This is a genomic window from Burkholderia anthina, from assembly GCF_902498995.1.
Classification (GTDB): Bacteria; Pseudomonadota; Gammaproteobacteria; order Burkholderiales; family Burkholderiaceae; genus Burkholderia; species Burkholderia anthina.
In genome coordinates, this window is record NZ_CABVLY010000010.1 from 174,786 (window position 1) to 193,034 (window position 18,249).

An 18,249-nucleotide genomic window follows, 5' to 3' on the forward strand; every position below is an offset into this window, starting at 1 on the left:
GCGCTCCCGGGCAAAAGGGTATTCGGAAAGGATAGGCCGGAGGCAGGCAACAACTGGCCGGCGGCAGGGCAACCGGGCGGCGCTAGTGGCCGGACTGGTCGTTCGAGCGCGGCGCGTGCTGGTAGAAGCCGCGCATCAGGTCGATCAGCGAATCGCGATCGGCGCCGTTCACGCGATTGAGCGCGCTCGTCGGGCCGTGGATCAGCTTGTTGGTCAGCGCCTGCGACAGCGCTTCGAGGACGGCGGCCGGATCGTCGCCGCGCGCGAGCAGCTTCTGCGCCTTCTCGACTTCCGCGCGGCGCAGCGCGTCGGCCTGCGTATGCATGTGACGGATCACCGGCACGACGCTGCGCGTGTCGAGCCATTGCATGAAATTCTGGACGCGCGTCTCGATGATCGTCTCGGCCTGCGCGACCGCGGCCTGGCGCGATGCGTTGCCTTCACGCACGATCGCGCCGAGATCGTCGACGGTATAGAGGAATACGTCCTTCAACTCGCCGACTTCCGGCTCGATGTCGCGCGGCACCGCGAGGTCGACCATGAAGATCGGCCGGTGGCGGCGCGCCTTCACCGCGCGCTCGACCGCGCCCAGGCCGATGATCGGCAGCGTCGACGCGGTACACGACACGATGATGTCGAATTCGTGCATGCGGGTCGGCAAGTCCGACAGCGGCATCGCACGGCCGTTGAAGCGTTCGGCAAGCCGCTGCCCGCGTTCGGCGGTGCGGTTCGCGACCACGAGTTCGCGCGGGCTTTGCGCGGCGAAGTGCGTGGCGCATAGCTCAATCATCTCGCCGGCGCCGATGAACAGCACGCGCTGATCCGACACCTTTTCGAAAATGCGCTGCGCGAGACGGACCGCGGCGGCGGCCATCGACACCGACTGCGCGCCGATCTCGGTCGTGCCGCGCACTTCCTTCGCGACCGCGAACGTGCGCTGGAACAGCTGGTTCAGATAGGTGCCGAGCGCGCCGGCTTCCGTCGCGGTGCGCACCGCGTCCTTCATCTGGCCCAGAATCTGCGTTTCGCCGAGCACCATCGAATCGAGGCCCGATGCGACGCGGAACGCGTGCCGGACTGCTTCCGACTGCGGCAGCGCATACACGTGCGGCGCGAGCTCGTCGACGGAAATCTGGTGATACTCGGACAACCAGCGAATCGCGCCTTCGCGCGCGGCCCGGTCGCCGGTCGCGCAATAGAGCTCGGTGCGGTTGCAGGTCGACAGGATCGCCGCTTCAGGCGCGTTGGGCGCCTGGGGGCCGAGGAACACGTTCTTGAACGTGACGAGAGCCGGCTTGATTTGCTCGAGCGGAAACGCCACGCGTTCGCGCAGGGCGACAGGCGCAGTGTGGTGATTGATTCCGATCGTGAGGAGTTGCATATCGAGGGCTATCGTTTAGCCCCATATTATAGCGTTTCAGCGATTTCCTCACTCGCGGCATACCGGGCATCAGCGTGGTGTGGCCTCGAATTTGGGGGCTCGATCGGTACGCGGTCGAGCTGATAGCCATAGCCGTAGAGCGGCAGGAGCCGGTAGCCGTGCTCGGGAAGCAGCTGTAGTTTGCTGCGCAACCGGGACGCATGGGTGTCGAGCGTACGCGACTTCATGTCGCGGCGGCGGCCCCAGACCGTCTCGAGGATATGGGCGCGCGACACGGGCCGCGACAGGTTCGCGAACAGCAACTGCGCGAAGCGGAATTCCTTCGGCGTGAGCGCGACGGCTGCGTCGCCGAAGCGCACGATGCCGTGGGTCGCATCGAATGCGTATTCTCCATACATTTCGCGCGAACGGTTCGGCGGCCGCCGGACGCCGGCGCGGCGGCTCAGCGCATTGACCCGCGCGAGCAGCTCGGGCCCGCTCACCGGGCGCACCAGGCAATCGTCGGCACCCGCGTGCAGGCACGACACGATTTCGCTTTCGCGCGGCAGTTGCATCACGGCGATGGCCGGCAGCCCGGGCAGGACCGTCTGCGCCCGCGGAATGACTTCCTCGGCCGGCTGATCGCCGGCCCAACTGCCGGTGATCAGCATGTCGCAGGTATCGTTAGCGAGCCACGCGAAAAACGCCGCGCTGGACGAAAACGCATGACACACGTGACCGCCGGCGAAGAGCAGGCGGTTCAGGAGCGCAGCATGACGTGCCTCGGGATCGATCAGGGCGATTCGCATGTGGATTTCTTCAGTACGGCTGCCGGTGCGTGCTTGCCATAACGTCGGCTCGGCCCCTACACTCGAATGTTCGCGGCGCCCGGCTGGTCCAGGGTTCGATGGATGAATCGATGCTAGCCGCTGGCAACGTTCACGCCTATGGGACGAATCTGAATTTATAGAAGGCGTCGAATGAACTGGTTTGGAATCCTTGTCCTGGGGGCGGCCGTCGGGCTGTTCGGCCGGTGGCTGCATCCGATGCGGCGCACGGGGCGGCCGGCATGGTGGATCGCGGTGCTGGTCGGCATCGCGGGCGCGGTCATCGCGCGCATCGCCGGCAATCTCTCGGGGCTGTTTTACGATGGCGAGACGCTCGAATGGCCGGTCTGCACCGGCGTCGCGTTCCTTGCCGTAGCCGTGACGGTCGCACTGTCGGCCCGTCGCTGAATGCTTTCAGGTGAAATCATGAATGCCCGTCTCCCCGAAGTCTCGTCGGTGCCGGCCCGCATCGCGCTGCTGCGCGGCGCGATGGTCCGCGAGGACCTGGCCGCCTATCTCGTGCCGTCCGCCGATCCTCACCTGTCCGAGTACCTGCCCGAGCGCTGGCAGGCGCGCCGCTGGCTGTCCGGTTTCACGGGCTCGGTCGGCACGCTGGTCGTGACCGCGGATTTCGCGGGCCTGTGGGTCGACAGCCGTTACTGGGTGCAGGCCGACGCGCAACTCGCGGGCACCGGCGTCCAGCTGATGAAGATGATGGGCGGCCAGCAGAGCGCGCCGCACGTCGACTGGCTCGCGCAGAACGTGCCGGCCGGTACGACGGTCGGCGTCGACGGCGCCGTGCTCGGCGTCGCCGCGGCCCGCGCGCTGACGGCCGCGCTGAGCGCGCGCGGCATCGCGTTGCGTACCGATTGCGACCTCCTCGACGCGATCTGGCCCGAGCGGCCGGGGCTGCCCGGCGACGCCGTGTTCGAGCACGTGGCGCCGCAGGCCGATGCGACGCGCGCGAGCAAGCTCGCCGAAGTGCGCCGCGCGATGCACGCGCAGGGGGCGCAATGGCATTTCGTGTCGACGCTCGACGATCTCGCATGGCTGTTCAACCTGCGCGGCGCCGACGTCAACTTCAACCCGGTGTTCGTCGCGCACGCGATGATCGGCCCCGATCGCGCGACGCTGTTCGTCGCCGACGGCAAGGTGTCGCCGGCGCTCGCCGCGTCGCTCGCGCAGGACGGCGTCGAGGTTCGTGCCTACGGCGCGGCTCGCGCGTCGCTCGCGGCGCTGCCCGACGGTGCAACGCTGCTGATCGATCCGCGCCGCGTGACGTTCGGCACGCTCGAGGCGGTGCCGGCCGGCGTGAAGCTGGTCGAGGCCGTGAATCCGTCGACGTTCGCGAAGTCGCGCAAGACATCTGCCGAGATCGAGCACGTGCGCGTGACGATGGAGCACGACGGCGCTGCGCTCGCCGAATTCTTCGCGTGGTTCGAGCAGGCCGTGAACCGCGAGACGATCACCGAGCTGACGATCGACGAGCAACTCACGGCCGCGCGCGCCCGCCGCCCCGGCTACGTGTCGCCGAGCTTTGCGACGATCGCCGGCTTCAATGCGAACGGCGCGATGCCGCACTACCGCGCAACGGCCGAATCGCACGCGACGATCGCCGGCGACGGCCTGCTGCTCGTCGATTCCGGCGGCCAGTACACGAGCGGCACGACCGACATCACGCGCGTGGTGCCGGTCGGCACGGTCAGCGACCTGCAGCGCCGCGATTTCACGATCGTGCTGAAATCGATGATGGCGCTGTCGCGTGCACGGTTCCCGCGCGGCATCCGCTCGCCGATGCTCGACGCGATCGCGCGCGCGCCGATGTGGGCGGCCGGGCTCGACTACGGTCACGGCACCGGGCACGGCGTCGGCTATTTCCTGAACGTGCACGAAGGTCCGCAGGTCATCTCGCATTACGCGCCGGCCGAACCGTACACGGCCATGGAAGAGGGGATGATCACGTCGATCGAGCCGGGCGTGTACCGGCCCGGCAAGTGGGGCATCCGGATCGAGAATCTGGTCGTGAACCGCGCGGGCGGGCAGACCGAGTTCGGCGACTTCCTCGCGTTCGAGACGCTGACGCTGTGCCCGATCGACACGCGCTGCGTGCTGGTCGAGATGCTGCACGAAGAAGAGCGCGCGTGGCTGAACGCGTATCACGCGACGGTGCGCGAGCGTGTCGGCCGGCATGTGAGCGGCGACGCGAAGGCGTGGCTCGACGCACGCACGCAACCGATCTGACGCGACGCGCAACGCCGGCCGGACGACGGCCGGCATGGCAGAGAGGGCAACCGATGGCGGACACCGCGGTGATCGTGGTCGACATGCAGCGCGGGCTGGTGCAGCGGGCGCGGCCCGCGTACCGGCTCGACGACGTCGTGTCGGGTATCAACCGGCTGACGGCGGCGGCGCGTGCGGCGAACGCACCCGTGTGCTTCGTTCAGCACGACGGCGACGCGGACGACGACATCGTGCCCGGCACGCGCGGCTGGGACCTGCACGACGGGCTGATCGTCGACAACGACGACTGGCGCATCCGCAAGCGGGCGAGCGATGCGTTCCACGACACGCCGCTTGCCGCGCAACTCGACGGCCACGGCATCCGGTCGGTACTGATCTGCGGCTATGCGACCGAATTCTGCGTCGACTCGGCCGCACGCCGCGCGGCACTGCTCGGCTACCGGACGATCGTCGTGTCCGATCTGCATACGACGAACGAGCGTGCGCATCTGTCGGCCGCGCAGATCGTCGCGCATCATCACTTCATCTGGGAAAACAACTCGCTGTCGGGCAACGCGGTGACGCCGCGTCCGCTCGCCGACGTGCTCGCCACGGAGTTCGCATGACAATCAAGGCGGTCGTGTTCGATTTCGGCGGCGTGCTGATCGACTGGAGCCCCGAGTACCTGTATCGGCAACTGATTCCGGACGAGGCCGAGCGGCGCTGGTTTCTGACGCACATTTGCGCGATGGACTGGGTCGTCCGTCAGGACGGCGGCCAGACGATCGACGAGGGGACGCGCGAACTCGTCGCGAAGTTTCCCGGGCACGAGGCGCTGATTCGTGCGTTCTACGCGCGCTGGCACGAGATGATCGGCGGGGTGCTCGACGACGGCGCCGCGCTCGTCGAGCGGCTCGACGGGCAGGGGATGCCGCTCTTCGGGCTGACGAACTGGTCCGCGCAGACCTTTCCGTATGCGTGGGACAACTTCCCGATCCTGCGGCGCTTCAAGGACATCGTCGTGTCGGGGCGCGTGAAGCTCGTGAAGCCCTATCCGGCGATCTATCACGCGATGCATGCGCGGATCGCTCCGCATCTGCCGGGCATCGCGCCGCACGAACTCGTGTTCATCGACGACAACGCGAAGAACGCCGCGGCCGCGACGGCGCTCGGCTGGCACGGCATTCATCACACGAGCGCGGCGACGACCGAGGCGCGCTTGCGCGAACTGGGCGCGCTCGCATAGGCGGCGGCTGAAGGATTTTGCCGGATGAAAAAAGCGGGCCAGAAGCCCGCTTGTTGTTGCACCGATCCGGAAGCGGCCGCTTTCAGCATCCGGCTTCGCGTTACCGCGGCGCCGGATGCGCGGGCCGCGCCGTTCAGCGGCTGATCGGCTTGTAGCGCAGACGCTTCGGCTTCGCGGCTTCCTCGCCGAGGCGCGCACGCTTGTCGGCTTCGTATTCCTGGTAGTTGCCGTCGAAGAACGTGACCTGCGAATCGCCTTCGAACGCGAGGATGTGCGTCGCGATCCGGTCGAGGAACCAGCGATCGTGCGAGATCACCATCACCGAGCCCGCGAATTCGAGCAGCGCATCTTCCAGCGCGCGCAGCGTTTCGACGTCGAGATCGTTCGACGGTTCGTCGAGCAGCAGCACGTTGCCGCCGGAGATCAGCGTCTTCGCCAGATGCAGACGGCCGCGTTCGCCGCCGGACAGGTTCCCGACGATCTTCTGCTGGTCGCCGCCCTTGAAGTTGAAGCGGCCGATGTACGCACGCGACGGCGTTTCGTACTTGCCGACCGTCAGCACGTCGGCGCCGCCCGAGATTTCTTCGAACACCGTCTTCGAGCCGTCGAGGGCGTCGCGGCTCTGGTCGACGTACGCGAGCTTCACGGTCGGGCCCATCACGACTTCGCCCGAATCCGGCTGTTCCTTACCGGTCAGCATCCGGAACAGCGTCGACTTGCCGGCGCCGTTCGGGCCGATGATGCCGACGATCGCGCCGGCCGGAATCTTCAGGTTCAGGTTGTCGATCAGCAGACGGTCGCCGAACGCCTTGCTGACGTTCTTGAACTCGATCACTTCATTGCCGAGGCGGTCGCCGACCGGAATGAAGATTTCCTGCGTTTCGTTGCGCTTCTGGTATTCCTGGCTGCTCAGCTCCTCGAAGCGGGCGATACGCGCCTTCGACTTCGCCTGGCGGCCCTTCGGGTTCTGGCGCACCCACTCCAGCTCCTTCTTGATCGCCTTCTGGCGTGCCGATTCCGACGCTTCTTCCTGCTTCAGGCGCTCTTCCTTCTGGTCGAGCCAACTGCTGTAGTTGCCCTTCCACGGAATGCCGTGGCCGCGGTCGAGTTCGAGAATCCACTCGGCTGCGTTGTCGAGGAAGTAGCGATCGTGGGTGACGGCGACGACGGTGCCCGGGAAGCGCACCAGGAACTGCTCGAGCCAGTCGACGGATTCGGCGTCGAGGTGGTTGGTCGGCTCGTCGAGCAGCAGCATGTCAGGCTTCTCGAGCAGCAGCTTGCACAGTGCGACGCGGCGCTTTTCGCCGCCCGACAGATGCTCGATCTTCGCGTCCCACGCCGGCAGGCGCAGTGCGTCGGCCGCCACTTCGAGCTGCTGCTCGGGGCTGCCGCCGTCACTCGACGCGAGGATCGCTTCGTATTTCGCCTGCTCGGCCGCGAGCGCGTCGAAATCGGCGTCCGGTTCCGCATACGCGGCGTAGATCTCTTCGAGCTTCTTGTTGGCCTGGAACAGGTCGCCGAGGCCTTCCTCGACGGCTTCGCGCACCGTCTTCGTCGGATCGAGCTGCGGCTCCTGCGGCAGGTAGCCGATGTTCAGGTTCGGCATCGGCGTCGCTTCGCCTTCGATGTCCTTGTCGACGCCCGCCATGATGCGGATCAGCGTCGACTTGCCCGAGCCGTTCAGGCCGAGCACGCCGATCTTCGCGCCGGGAAAGAACGACAGCGAGATGTCCTTCAGGATCTGGCGCTTGGGCGGCACGATCTTGCCGACCCGGTTCATCGTGAAAACGTATTGGGCCATTTGGATGTGAAAGTCAGAAATGGTTGAGACTGCCGCGCAGCGCGCGCGGGCGTGGCGGTATCGGGTGATTCGGTACGGAGCGTGCCGCGCAGGGCGCGGCGGTGTCGCCGCGTGCGGCGACGCGAGCGCGTATTGTACTTCGCCGCCGGCTGCCGCTGACACCGCACTGGCCATTCGGCCGACCCGCGTTCACAGCCACGCGGCGACGCCGCCGTGCCCCGAGCAGGTGCCGCGCCGATGGCGGCTGAAGCTGTACGCGCCGTCGCGGCAGCGCGCGCTTGCACCGTCGGGCACGCGCCCCGACTTCGAATGGGCCGGCGCATGCACGGTGTCGCCGTCGCGATTGCGGTACGTGTCGTGCCGGTCGAGATCGGCTTCGTTGCCGTAGCCGGGCGATGCGCGATACGCGTGTGCCGGAGTCGGCAGCGCGGCGCAGCAGGGCAGGCAGGGCCTCTCTCCGCATGTTCTTGTCGATTGCGGGCCGGCGGCCCGCGCCGCATGTTAGCCGATCGGCAGCCTGTCGTTGCCGCTGCCGTGCGGTGCAGCGCCGCTACGCCGCGTCCGTCATCGATGCGGCGCCGTCGGCCCGCGCGGCGTCGAGAATCCACCGGCGGAACGCGGCGACCTTCGTGCGTTCCGCGTGGTGCGGCGGATAGACGAGGTAGTAAGCGAAATCGTCGAGCCATGCGATATCGGCAAGCTGCACGAGCCGGCCGCTCGCGAGCGCGTTGCGCACCATCGCCGCCGGTAGTAGCCCGGCGCCCTGGCCGGCGAGGATCGCCTGCAGCAACAGGCCAGAATCGTCGAACGCGGGGCCGCGCGGCGGACCGAAATCGTCGATCCGCTGCGCGTCGAACCAGATGTGCCAGCCCTTGCGCTCGGCGTCGTGCAGGTGCGGCCAGCCGGCCAGGTCGGCGGGCGTCGCCGGCATGCCCAGCCGCGCAACGAGTTCGGGCGCCGCGAGCGCGACGATCTCCACCGTCAGCAGACGTTCGCTGCACAGCCCGAGGTAGCGGCCGAGGCCATGGCGAATCGCGACGTCCACGCCGTCGCGCGAGAAATCCGCGAGTGCGTGGCTCGTGACGATCTGCAGATCGACGTCCGGGCACGCGTCGCGGAACTGCGCGAGGCGCGGCACGAGCCACGCGGACGCGAAAAACGGCGTGACGCTCACCGTCAGCACGCCGCTGTCGGCGGCGCCCGATACGCGCTGCGAGGCGTCGGCGATCTGCCGGAACGCGTTGCGCACGGGCGGCAGGTAATCGCGGCCCGCGGCCGTCAGCAGGATGCCGCGGTTCACGCGCTCGAACAGCTCCACGCCGAGATGCGTCTCGAGCGTGCGGATCAACTGGCTCACAGCGCCGGGCGTGACCGACAACTCCTCGGCCGCGGATTTCACCGACAGATGGCGGGCGGCCGCTTCGAATGCACGCAGCGCATTCAGCGGCGGCAAGCGGGAACGTTTCATTGAGTTTTTCTAAACCGAAAGACCGACGAAATATCGTTTGAGACGACGAGTGGGCGCGAGTACCGTTGCTGCTGAAGATCGTATTGCCATGGCAAGGTTTCGCACAGCCGATGCGATCAACATAGTTCAACTATATCCACGATGCAAATGGACGCCGTCCGGCGGCTGGTGCGTCACAGACAGGAGCAACGTCATGAACCGCCCGCGCGCATCGCGCGTCTTCTACGGCTGGTATGTGGTGGCGGCCGCGTTCGCCGTCACGTTCGTCGGATTTGGCTGCGCGTACTCGTTCAGTGCGTTCGTCGAGTCGCTGCAGCGGGATTTCGCCGCGTCGCGCGGGCAGATCTCGCTCGTGTTTTCGCTGGCGGGCTTCCTGTATTTCGGTTTCGGCATCGTCAGCGGCCCGCTCGCCGATCGCTTCGGCTCGCGGCGGCTCGCCGTCGTCGGGATGTTGCTGACGGCTGCAGGCCTTGCGGCCGCCGGTGCCGCGCATACGCTGCTGCAGGTCTATGTCGCGTACGGGCTGGGTGTCGGCCTCGGCGTCGGCTGCGCGTACGTGCCGGCCGTCGGCGCGGTGCAACGCTGGTTCGTGCGCCGGCGTGGCTTCGCGTCGGGGCTCGCGGTCGCAGGGATCGGCGTCGGTACGCTCGTGATGCCTCCGCTCGCGTCCGCGCTGATTGCGCACGTCGGCTGGCGTGGCGCGTACGTCGCGCTGGCCGTGATCGCCATCGTGGTGGGCGCGGGCATGTCGCTGTTGATCGAGAACGATCCGCGCGGGCGCGGTTTGTCGCCCGATGGCGATGCGGCGCATGCGCCGGCGGGCGAAGATCGGCGCGATGCCGCCGCGGCGGTGCGCGCCGGCGCGACGGTGCGCGAGGCCATCACGTCGCGGCCGTTCGCGAGCCTCTACGCGGCATGCCTCGTCTGCTCGTTCGGCGTTTTCGTGCCGTTCGTGCACCTCGTGCCGTACGCGCTCGATCACGGCGTCGCGCCGTCCACGGCGGTACTGCTGCTGGGTGCGATCGGCGTTGGCAGCACTGCAGGGCGCTTTTTCCTCGGCGGCCTCGCCGATCGCTTCGGTCGCCGCGCGTCGCTGCTCGCGATGTTCGCCGGCATGGCCGTCGCGCTCGTCGCATGGGCGGGCGCCGGCACCGTCGCGACGCTTGCCGCGTTCGCCCTCGTGTTCGGCGTGTTCTACGGCGGCTGGGTTGCCGTGCTGCCCGCCGTCGTGATGGACTACTTCGGCGGGCGCAACGTCAGCGCGATCATCGGCATCCTCTATACGAGCGTCGCGTTCGGCACGCTGATCGGGCCGGCCGCGGCCGGTTTCATCTACGACGCAGGCGGCGGCTACCTCGTGCCGATTCTTGCGAGCGCCGCCGCGAATGCGATTGCGTTCGCGATCGTTGCCACCACCGGGCGCGCATCGATGGCCGCGCGCGCGGCCGGTCGCTAGACGAATCAGGCGCGGCCGTCGGCTAGGCGCTGCCGACGATTTCCGCTACGGTGGCCGGGGCGTCGACCATCGACGCACGGAGGCGCATCGTGACATTCGACGAAGTCCGGCGGATCGCGCTGGCGTGGCGGGGTGTCGAGGAAGGCACGTCGTACGGCACGCCCGCACTCAGGGTGAAGGGCAAGATGCTTGCACGCCTGCGCGAGGACGGCGACACGCTCGTCGTGAAGGGTGTCGGCTCCGATGAGCGTGCGTGGCTGATCGAATCGGAGCCCGACGTGTATTACGTGACCGATCACTACGCGGGTTGGCCGATCGTGCTGGTGCGTCTGTCGGCGGCGCATCCCGACGCCGTGAAAAACCTGCTCCTGCGAGAATGGCGTGCAATCGTGCCGGCCAAATGGCAGGACGAAGGGGCGGGCGGCGCGAACTGAGTACGTGGTGCAGCGCGCTGCGGGACACGCGAACGTCACGGGTGCTGCGCGATCGCGACGATGCCGGCCGACGGTAATCGGTCGCTCCAGCGGCCCGCAATCAGGGGCCCGGCTGGATCAAGCGTTGCATCGTTTCGCATCGATGCAACAAGTGGTTCCATCGAAATTCTTCAATTGGTTCTTAGTGAAGAACCGTTTGATGCTTACACTCCTTCGCTTCGAAGGCGGCTGACCGACACAGCCGACGGAAAGGGTGCACGCGATGCGCCGGCGCCCCGTGCGCCGCATCGTACTTGCAGCTTCGCAGACTGCGTCGCGCACCCACCGGAACAGGCTTGATTCGGCTCCATGCCCGTATGCCGCGCACGCGCGGCGGGCAGCCGGATTCGACAACGATAACTCCCCACGCCGCCTTCAGCGACTACCGGTCGTACCGGAACCGTTTTTTGGAGAGAGACACATGAGTGGAAGCAAGACAGGCCTCGGCACCGGTCTGAAGCAGCGTCACGTGACGATGATGTCGATTGCCGGCGTCATCGGCGCGGGCTTGTTCGTCGGCTCCGGCCACGCGATCGCGGAAGCCGGCCCGGCTTCGATCCTCGCGTATGCGATCGCGGGCGTACTGGTCGTGCTGGTGATGCGCATGCTCGGCGAGATGGCCGTCGCGCATCCGGACAGCGGTTCGTTCTCCACCTATGCCGATCGCGCGATCGGCCACTGGGCCGGCTTTTCGATCGGCTGGCTGTACTGGTGGTTCTGGGTGCTCGTGATCCCGATCGAGGCGACGGCCGCCGCCACCATTCTCAACGCGTGGTTCCCGAGCATCGCGACCTGGCTCTTCGCGCTCGGCATCACGCTGCTGCTGACGATCACCAACCTCTTCTCGGTCAAGAACTACGGCGAATTCGAATTCTGGTTCGCGCTGATCAAGGTCGTCGCGATCGTCGTGTTCCTGTGCATCGGCGGGGCGGCGATCGTTGGCATCGTGCCGGCACCGGCCGTGTCGGGCGTGTCGAACCTCTTTGCGCACCACGGCTTCATGCCGAACGGCGCGAGCGCCGTGCTCGCGGCGATGCTGACGACGATGTTCTCGTTCCTCGGCACCGAGATCGTGACGATCGCGGCCGCCGAATCGGACAACCCGCAACGCCAGATCGTGCGCGCGACGAATTCGGTCATCTGGCGTATCACGCTGTTCTATCTCGGCTCGATTCTCGTCGTCGCGGCCATCGTGCCGTGGAACGATCCGCTGCTGCCGCAGCACGGCTCGTACCAGCGCGCGATGGAGCTGATCGGCATTCCGAACGCGAAGGCGATCATCGACGTGATCGTGCTCGTGTCGGTCGCGAGCTGCCTGAATTCGGCGCTGTACACCGCGTCGCGGATGCTGTTCTCGCTGTCCAAGCGCAAGGACGCGCCCGCCTTCCTGCATCGCACCGATGCGACCGGCACGCCGCGTGCGGCCGTGCTGGCATCGACCGCGTTCGGTTTCCTGACCGTGATCGCGAACTACCTGATGCCGGAGCAGGTGTTCGGCTTCCTGCTGGCGACGTCGGGTGCGATTGCGCTGCTCGTGTATCTCGTGATCGCGATCTCGCAGCTGCGGATGCGCAAGACGCTCGAATCGAGCGGCGCCGACCTGACGCTGCGGATGTGGCTGTTCCCGTGGCTCACGTGGGCGGTAATCCTGTTCATCTGCGGCACGCTGACCGTGATGTTCGTCAGCGAGGAGCACCGGATGGAAGTGGGGGCGACGGCCGTGCTCGCGCTGATCGTGCTGTTTGCTTCGTGGCTGAACAAGCGTGGTCGTGATGCGCAAGCGGGCGCGGGGCGGCGAGTGTCGGCGATGTGATGGGGACGTGATGGAGTGGCGGCTGTGCTGAGCGTTCGCTGCCGGCTGGCGGGGGGATTCCCGTCTTGAAAATGGCCCGATCGGTATGTGCCGATCGGGCCATTTGTCTTTTACGAGTAAGCAGATGCGCTTGCCCTTGGCGATGCAGGCCGTTTCGCAACATGGCGCGTCATCTACATCTGGACTCACAAAATTCGAACTCGTCTGATTTCATAGGCAACGGCAACTTCATACATTGTTCGCTTCGACAACCGAAGTGAATGATGAAGTCGACTCGCGATTAGCGGTCGTGCCGGGAGGGTGACAGATGGCGAATGAGAGCATGCGATTGAGTGAAGCGGGCTGGGCCGAGCTGCGTCGGCGGGAAAGCGCGGTGATGGCCTACTACAACGATCAGGCAAACAACTGCACTTATGGTGTCGGGACGCTTGCTCATACCGGGCCGTGCACCCCGGAAGAATTGCGCAGGCCGGTTACGACGACGCAGGTGAATGCGCAACTCGCAGCCCGTGTCAGACGGGCGGAGGCCGCCGTGCGACGACATGTCTCAACTCGGCAATTGACGCAGGTGCAATTCGATGAACTCGTCAGCTATACATACAATGCCGGTAATACAGGCGCGCTGGCCGCGCTGCATTCGGCGAATCAGAGCGATGATGCTGGCGTGGTGTCACACATGATTCAGCTCGTCTGGATTCATCCGCGAGACGAGAACGGGCGTCGCCTGGCACCGGTCCGTTCGAACGGTCTTGTCAATCGGCGTCGGCTCGAATCGGCGCCGTTTCAGCCACAACAGAGGGCACAGTGAGACGGGCCATGATCGGTTTGTTCGTGCTGGTGTCGATGAATGCATGTGCCGGTCCGACGCCAGCCGACGAGATAGCAGCACGCAGTGGTTTGCCGGCAAGCGAGGTCAATGCGTTGCTCAGCGACTGCTATTCGAATCAGACGAGCATGAATTTCTGCGCTTGGCGCGATCAACTTGTCGCCGAGCGGGAATTGCAGCGCGTCGTCGATAAACAGGCGGGCGAGCAGCCGCGGCGCAAGAAGGCGCTCGACGCGCAGATCGCGAAGTGGAAGAGGGCGCGCGACGCATCATGCGAAAAATCGACGCGTAACGCATGGGGTGACGGGTCGATGCGTCCTGCGGCACGGGCGATCTGTGCAACGGAGGCGACGAAGGAAATGACGAAAAGATTGTCCGCGGGCGCGTCCCGCGAACCTTCATGAACCAATCCGGAATGGAAAAACTACTCGGATTTCAGCGTGCCGAAGAAGCTCTCCATGGCGGTGTTATCCGGGCAATTCCCCGTGCGCGACATGTTTTGCGTGAGCACGCGTTGCTGCAGTAGTGTTCGTACTTCTTCTTCAGACCCGCCGGACCGTGTACCCGATAGGCCACCACGACTTGCGGATCGTCGCCTCGTCGACGCCATGGCGCTTCGCCATGTCAGGGACCCGGTTTGACCGGACTCGTACTCCTCTGGCTACCTTGAACTGCTCCGTGTACTTGCTCATGGAAAACACCCCAAAGGTTGGATCGATATCCAACCTTTGGGGTGCGGTTCAGTTATGTCGGTCAGGCTTTTTTAGCGGATGCGATTGCCGGGAGATGTGCAAACGTCAACGCGAGAGACACGGACCGGGCGCAATTGGCGCGCAATATTCGAACTCGTCTGATTTCATAGGCAACGATTTGCTCCTACATTGATTACTCCGGCTACCGAGGTGAGTCGATGGATAAATCGATTTGGATTCCTTTGTTGATGCTCTGCATTAACAGGAAGTGCCTTTCGTTAGATTGGGCGATCGATACTCCGATGCGTTCATCGACTGTGTTGAAGTCAAAATGATGAGTCAGTGCTCGACAACTCGCGTCTGCATCGACTTTTTTGCCCACGACGGATACCAATTGAGCGGAACGTATTTCCCGGCAGTTGACGGTAATCGTTCCCCCGTACTCATCTGTCCCGCCACCGGGATTCGACAATCTTTTTATTTCCCGTTCGCGGATTGGCTACGTCACGACGGCTATTCGACGTTCGTATTCGACTATCGAGGAATCGGTGAGTCGCTCGATACGCGTCATGTTCGACAGTCATGCGCGCGGAAACAGGACTGGGGGGAGCGCGATATGCCTGCGGCGCTTGATTGGCTCCTCGGAAAAACCGGCGCGAGCGACGCACATTTGATCGGGCATAGCGCAGGTGCGCAACTAGTTGGCTTAATGCCGAATCATGCATCGGTTCGTTCTTTGTGCGCTGTCTCCGCATCGTCCGGATATATCGGCAACATCCGTTGGCCACAGCGTTTCGCGGCATTGGTGCTTGCGAATGCGTATGTGCCGATTTCCGCGCGATTGCTCGGCTACGTTCCGGCCCGGGTGCTTGGCTGGGGCGATGACTTGCCGCCATACGTGGGACTTCAATGGGCCCGGTGGTGTCGTCGACCAGGATATGTGGCAAACGAATTCGGAGCAGGAGTGATGCGTCACTACTACGACGAGTTTGCCGCGCCCGTCACCGTTGTGGTCGCAGCTGACGACCCGCTCGCCACGCCGGCCAATGTCGAAGACTGGCTGCGCCTGTTGCCGAAAACAGAGCGTCGCGTCCACGTGATCCATCCAGAAAACTCCGATGGTCGAGCAGTCGGACACGTCGGCATGTTCCGCCGCGAGCATTCGTCGTTGTGGCCGGAACTCACCAGAGGATTGCTGCGCTGACAGTACGTGTGGCTCGCATCCTTGCATCAGGAGACCACGATGGATGATTCAATCGACATGAAGGCACGTTTCAAGGCGGTCAGAAACGAGGCGAAGGAGACGCGCGCTTCGCTTTACCACCTCACGAATCAATGCAACCTGCGCTGCAAGGGCTGCTGGTTCTTCGAGAACGAGTTCGATACGGCGTCGCGTGAACTGAACGATGCACTTCGTCTCGAGCAGCGTGTGAGGGAAGAGGCGGAGCGTGGGATCAACGCGCCGTTATTGATTGGTGGCGAGCCTGCATTGCATCTCGATCGGATACGGATGTTTCGGAAATACATGCCGAAAGTGTCCGTATCGACGAATGGCCTTCGAAAAATCCCGTATGAAGGCTTCGAAGACATCACCATCGCTATTTCTGTATTTGGTGGTGGGCCGCTCGACGACGAGTTACGCGCGATCGGTCCGAACGGCAAGCGGTTCACGGGCTTATTTGACAAGGCGCTGGCAAACTACCGGGACGACGAGCGGGCGGGTTTCGTCTACGCAGTGACGATGGACGGTCTTGCGTATATCGAGGAAACGGTACGCAAGATTCGGGATAACGGAAATCGGCTGCTGTTCAATTACTACAGCCCATACGACGTCGACGGCCCGCTTCGCCAACATGGCGAGGAGCGGCTGTTGAACGTATTGCTCGATTTGAAGCAGAGATACCCTGAAACCATCGCAAGCCATCCCTATTATCTGGCCGCTCTGATGCGCGGGACGACCTCTTGGGGAGTATTCGATGGTGCGAGTTGCCCGAGCGTAAGTGAGGATCATCCGCGGAACGCGGATCGGCTCGCTTCTGGTTGGCCAGTACTGCCCAAGTTCAACGCGTATCGCGCCGACTTTGTTTCGCTGGCGCGCTGTTGTACATCAGGGGAGTGTGCGAAATGCCGTGACAGCCAGGCGGTGATTTCTTGGTTGCTGGTCAACGCCAGGCATGTGCTGCAGGAGGACGACGGGCTCCGGACATGGACGGAGGTTGCGGAGACCTATTTCAGTCAGTTTGTCTGGTCGAAATACCATCCGCGCAATCGTACCGAGGGCGTATCGATTTACGCAATGGAATGAATTTGGTATCGAACAGATGGCAGTCCACAAGCGCAACTTGATCGCATTCGAGCTTGCGGAATCTGCTGTAGCGAGACGGACACGCTAAAGCCCCGGAGGCGAATGCCGTTCAGTCAAGGTTTTTCCAAAGATATCGAACGGCATAATGAACTGGACAGGATTTGCCGGGCCGATCGCATTGGCGCTTGGACCGTTTGACGTCGATGAGCAGTTTGAGATGCTCAAGAAGCCGGTTGAGAGCGGCGGGAATCATTGGCTGCGTAGCGAGCAGCCACGGCGCAAGAAGGCGCTCGATGCGCAGCTCGCGAATTGGAAAAAAGCGCGTGATGCATCATACGAAAAATCGACGCGTAACGCATGGGATGACGGGTCAATGCGTCCTGCAGCACAGGCGATCTGTGCAACGGAGGCGACGAAGGAAATGACGAAAAGATTGTCCGCGGGCACCTCCCGCAAACCTTCATGAACCAGTGCGGAATGAAAAAAGGCCCGCTACTTCAGCGGGCCTTTCCGGATTGCCGCGACACTGCGAGAAGCAGTGTCTGTCGATGCATCAGACGTTGAACAGGAAGTTCATCACATCCCCGTCGTGCACGATGTATTCCTTCCCTTCGGCGCGCATCTTGCCGGCTTCCTTTGCACCCTGTTCGCCCTTGTACGTGACGAAGTCGTCGAACGCGATCGTCTGCGCGCGAATGAAGCCGCGCTCGAAGTCGGTGTGGATCACGCCTGCGGCTTGCGGTGCGGTGTCGCCGATGTGGATCGTCCATGCGCGCACTTCCTTCACGCCGGCGGTGAAGTAGGTCTGCAGGCCGAGCAGCTTGAAGCCCGCACGGATCACGCGGTCGAGGCCCGGCTCTTCCATGCCCATGTCGGCGAGGAATGCCTCCTTGTCCGCATCGTCGAGATCGGCGATTTCCGCCTCGATGGCCGCGCATACCGCGACGACCGGCGCATTCTCGCTTTCCGCGTACTTGCGCACCACGTCGAGGTGGGGGTTGTTCTCGAAGCCGTCATCCTTCACGTTCGCGACGTACATCGCCGGCTTCGCGGTGATCAGGCAGAACGGCTTGAGCAGCGCCTGCTCGTCGTCCGACAGATCGAGGCCGCGCACGGCCTTACCCTGGTCGAGGTGCGCGCGCACCCTCTCGAGCACCGCGGCGAGCTTCACCGCTTCCTTGTCGTTGCCCGACTTCGCAGCCTTCGAGTAGCGCGTGAGCGCCTTCTCGACGGTGCCGAGGTCGGCGAGCGCGAGTTCGGTGTTGATCACTTCGATGTCGTCGATCGGGCTGACCTTGCCGGCGACGTGGATGACGTTGTCGTCCTCGAAGCAGCGCACGACGTGCGTGATCGCATCGGTTTCACGGATGTTCGCGAGGAACTGGTTGCCGAGGCCCTCACCCTTGCTCGCGCCCGCGACGAGGCCCGCGATGTCGACGAATTCGACGACGGCCGGCAGGACGCGCTCGGGCTTCACGATTTCGGACAGCGCCTTCAGGCGCGTGTCGGGCACCTCGACGATGCCGACGTTCGGCTCGATCGTGCAGAACGGGTAGTTCTCGGCGGCGATGCCGGCCTTGGTCAGCGCATTGAACAGGGTGGACTTGCCGACGTTGGGCAAGCCGACGATGCCGCATTTGAGGCTCATGGAATCCTTCGAACGGATGAGGCGGCGCGGCCGGACAAGGCACGGCGGCGCGGGAAAATAGGGACGGCCAGCGCTTGGGGCGCGGCGGGCCGACGTTCAGAAGCGCTATTGTAC

At 64.6% G+C, this 18,249-nt stretch carries 18 protein-coding genes and 1 pseudogene; 12 read left to right on the forward strand and 7 right to left on the reverse strand.

Features of this window, described 5'->3' with window-relative positions:
- Positions 1-82: 82 nt before the first annotated feature.
- A complete protein-coding gene (gene hemA, locus BME24068_RS15595) occupies positions 83-1,381 on the reverse strand; it encodes a glutamyl-tRNA reductase (protein ID WP_174926573.1) in 1,299 nt (432 codons plus the stop codon).
- Between the two features lie 26 nt (positions 1,382-1,407).
- Positions 1,408-2,169: a response regulator transcription factor gene (locus BME24068_RS15600; protein ID WP_096504389.1), complete on the reverse strand. Its 762-nt coding sequence runs from the start codon at positions 2,167-2,169 to the stop codon at positions 1,408-1,410.
- Positions 2,170-2,340: 171 nt separating this feature from the next.
- Here BME24068_RS15600 and BME24068_RS15605 point away from each other — a divergent pair, with 171 nt between their 5' ends.
- Genes BME24068_RS15605 through BME24068_RS15620 form a run of 4 tightly spaced genes read left to right on the forward strand, consistent with a single transcriptional unit; the run spans position 2,341 to position 5,653 of the window.
- Positions 2,341-2,595 carry a hypothetical protein gene (locus BME24068_RS15605; RefSeq protein WP_096504391.1) on the forward strand — a complete coding sequence of 85 codons (255 nt, stop codon included), beginning with the start codon at positions 2,341-2,343 and terminating at the stop codon, positions 2,593-2,595.
- A gap of 18 nt (positions 2,596-2,613) precedes the next feature.
- Positions 2,614-4,428 (forward strand): aminopeptidase P family protein, encoded by a 1,815-nt coding sequence (locus BME24068_RS15610; protein WP_174926574.1) that lies wholly within the window; start codon positions 2,614-2,616, stop codon positions 4,426-4,428.
- 53 nt (positions 4,429-4,481) lie between these two features.
- Positions 4,482-5,033, forward strand: coding sequence for an isochorismatase family protein (locus tag BME24068_RS15615; protein WP_174926575.1), 552 nt, complete (start codon positions 4,482-4,484; stop codon positions 5,031-5,033).
- Positions 5,030-5,653, forward strand: coding sequence for an HAD family hydrolase (locus BME24068_RS15620; protein ID WP_174926576.1), 624 nt, complete (start codon positions 5,030-5,032; stop codon positions 5,651-5,653). Before BME24068_RS15615 ends, BME24068_RS15620 begins: the two co-directional genes overlap by 4 nt.
- 133 nt (positions 5,654-5,786) lie before the next feature.
- Here BME24068_RS15620 and ettA read toward each other — a convergent pair whose 3' ends face one another.
- From ettA to gcvA, 3 genes are all read right to left on the reverse strand, one after another.
- Positions 5,787-7,454: an energy-dependent translational throttle protein EttA gene (ettA, locus tag BME24068_RS15625; protein ID WP_059236395.1), complete on the reverse strand. Its 1,668-nt coding sequence runs from the start codon at positions 7,452-7,454 to the stop codon at positions 5,787-5,789.
- Between the two features lie 189 nt (positions 7,455-7,643).
- The gene (locus tag BME24068_RS15630) at positions 7,644-7,898 is read right to left on the reverse strand and encodes a DUF3761 domain-containing protein (protein ID WP_420887544.1); all 255 of its coding nucleotides are present in this window, start codon (positions 7,896-7,898) and stop codon (positions 7,644-7,646) included.
- Positions 7,899-8,004: 106 nt separating this feature from the next.
- Positions 8,005-8,922, reverse strand: a complete 918-nt coding sequence (gene gcvA / locus BME24068_RS15635; RefSeq protein ID WP_174926577.1) for a transcriptional regulator GcvA — start codon at positions 8,920-8,922, stop codon at positions 8,005-8,007.
- A gap of 193 nt (positions 8,923-9,115) precedes the next feature.
- Here gcvA and BME24068_RS15640 point away from each other — a divergent pair, with 193 nt between their 5' ends.
- From BME24068_RS15640 to BME24068_RS15660, 5 genes are all read left to right on the forward strand, one after another.
- A complete protein-coding gene (locus tag BME24068_RS15640; RefSeq protein WP_174926595.1) occupies positions 9,116-10,378 on the forward strand; it encodes an MFS transporter in 1,263 nt (420 codons plus the stop codon).
- Positions 10,379-10,467: 89 nt separating this feature from the next.
- The gene (locus BME24068_RS15645; protein ID WP_096504459.1) at positions 10,468-10,812 is read left to right on the forward strand and encodes an MmcQ/YjbR family DNA-binding protein; all 345 of its coding nucleotides are present in this window, start codon (positions 10,468-10,470) and stop codon (positions 10,810-10,812) included.
- A gap of 460 nt (positions 10,813-11,272) precedes the next feature.
- Complete coding sequence (gene gabP, locus BME24068_RS15650; RefSeq protein ID WP_174926578.1) at positions 11,273-12,664, forward strand: GABA permease; 1,392 nt, start codon at positions 11,273-11,275, stop codon at positions 12,662-12,664.
- Between the two features lie 307 nt (positions 12,665-12,971).
- Positions 12,972-13,472, forward strand: a complete 501-nt coding sequence (locus tag BME24068_RS15655) for a glycoside hydrolase family protein (protein ID WP_057924694.1) — start codon at positions 12,972-12,974, stop codon at positions 13,470-13,472.
- An 8-nt stretch (positions 13,473-13,480) separates the two neighbouring features.
- Complete coding sequence (locus tag BME24068_RS15660) at positions 13,481-13,894, forward strand: lysozyme inhibitor LprI family protein (RefSeq protein ID WP_096504405.1); 414 nt, start codon at positions 13,481-13,483, stop codon at positions 13,892-13,894.
- 118 nt (positions 13,895-14,012) lie between these two features.
- On the opposite strand, the pseudogene BME24068_RS35015 reads toward BME24068_RS15660, so the two are convergent.
- Positions 14,013-14,182, reverse strand: a pseudogene (locus BME24068_RS35015) (IS3 family transposase); the annotation flags it as partial.
- A gap of 283 nt (positions 14,183-14,465) precedes the next feature.
- Here BME24068_RS35015 and BME24068_RS15665 point away from each other — a divergent pair.
- From BME24068_RS15665 to BME24068_RS15675, 3 genes are all read left to right on the forward strand, one after another.
- Positions 14,466-15,386: an alpha/beta hydrolase family protein gene (locus tag BME24068_RS15665; protein WP_244110709.1), complete on the forward strand. Its 921-nt coding sequence runs from the start codon at positions 14,466-14,468 to the stop codon at positions 15,384-15,386.
- A gap of 39 nt (positions 15,387-15,425) precedes the next feature.
- Complete coding sequence (locus tag BME24068_RS15670) at positions 15,426-16,487, forward strand: radical SAM protein (protein WP_096504409.1); 1,062 nt, start codon at positions 15,426-15,428, stop codon at positions 16,485-16,487.
- A gap of 145 nt (positions 16,488-16,632) precedes the next feature.
- Positions 16,633-16,953 carry a lysozyme inhibitor LprI family protein gene (locus BME24068_RS15675; RefSeq protein WP_239007830.1) on the forward strand — a complete coding sequence of 107 codons (321 nt, stop codon included), beginning with the start codon at positions 16,633-16,635 and terminating at the stop codon, positions 16,951-16,953.
- Between the two features lie 87 nt (positions 16,954-17,040).
- Here BME24068_RS15675 and ychF read toward each other — a convergent pair whose 3' ends face one another.
- Entirely contained in the window at positions 17,041-18,135 is a 1,095-nt protein-coding gene (ychF, locus tag BME24068_RS15680) for a redox-regulated ATPase YchF (RefSeq protein ID WP_096504411.1), read from the reverse strand.
- Between the last annotated feature and the right edge of the window lie 114 nt (positions 18,136-18,249).

Bases quoted from the DNA above. Each gene is read 5' to 3' on its own strand.
- hemA (WP_174926573.1), bottom strand. From the start codon at position 1,381: ATGCAACTCCTCACGATCGGAATCAATCACCACACTGCGCCTGTCGCC.
- BME24068_RS15600 (WP_096504389.1), bottom strand. From the start codon at position 2,169: ATGCGAATCGCCCTGATCGATCCCGAGGCACGTCATGCTGCGCTCCTG.
- BME24068_RS15605 (WP_096504391.1), top strand. From the start codon at position 2,341: ATGAACTGGTTTGGAATCCTTGTCCTGGGGGCGGCCGTCGGGCTGTTC.
- BME24068_RS15610 (WP_174926574.1), top strand. From the start codon at position 2,614: ATGAATGCCCGTCTCCCCGAAGTCTCGTCGGTGCCGGCCCGCATCGCG.
- BME24068_RS15615 (WP_174926575.1), top strand. From the start codon at position 4,482: ATGGCGGACACCGCGGTGATCGTGGTCGACATGCAGCGCGGGCTGGTG.
- BME24068_RS15620 (WP_174926576.1), top strand. From the start codon at position 5,030: ATGACAATCAAGGCGGTCGTGTTCGATTTCGGCGGCGTGCTGATCGAC.
- ettA (WP_059236395.1), bottom strand. From the start codon at position 7,454: ATGGCCCAATACGTTTTCACGATGAACCGGGTCGGCAAGATCGTGCCG.
- gcvA (WP_174926577.1), bottom strand. From the start codon at position 8,922: ATGAAACGTTCCCGCTTGCCGCCGCTGAATGCGCTGCGTGCATTCGAA.
- BME24068_RS15640 (WP_174926595.1), top strand. From the start codon at position 9,116: ATGAACCGCCCGCGCGCATCGCGCGTCTTCTACGGCTGGTATGTGGTG.
- gabP (WP_174926578.1), top strand. From the start codon at position 11,273: ATGAGTGGAAGCAAGACAGGCCTCGGCACCGGTCTGAAGCAGCGTCAC.
- BME24068_RS15655 (WP_057924694.1), top strand. From the start codon at position 12,972: ATGGCGAATGAGAGCATGCGATTGAGTGAAGCGGGCTGGGCCGAGCTG.
- BME24068_RS15660 (WP_096504405.1), top strand. From the start codon at position 13,481: ATGATCGGTTTGTTCGTGCTGGTGTCGATGAATGCATGTGCCGGTCCG.
- BME24068_RS15670 (WP_096504409.1), top strand. From the start codon at position 15,426: ATGGATGATTCAATCGACATGAAGGCACGTTTCAAGGCGGTCAGAAAC.
- BME24068_RS15675 (WP_239007830.1), top strand. From the start codon at position 16,633: ATGAACTGGACAGGATTTGCCGGGCCGATCGCATTGGCGCTTGGACCG.
- ychF (WP_096504411.1), bottom strand. From the start codon at position 18,135: ATGAGCCTCAAATGCGGCATCGTCGGCTTGCCCAACGTCGGCAAGTCC.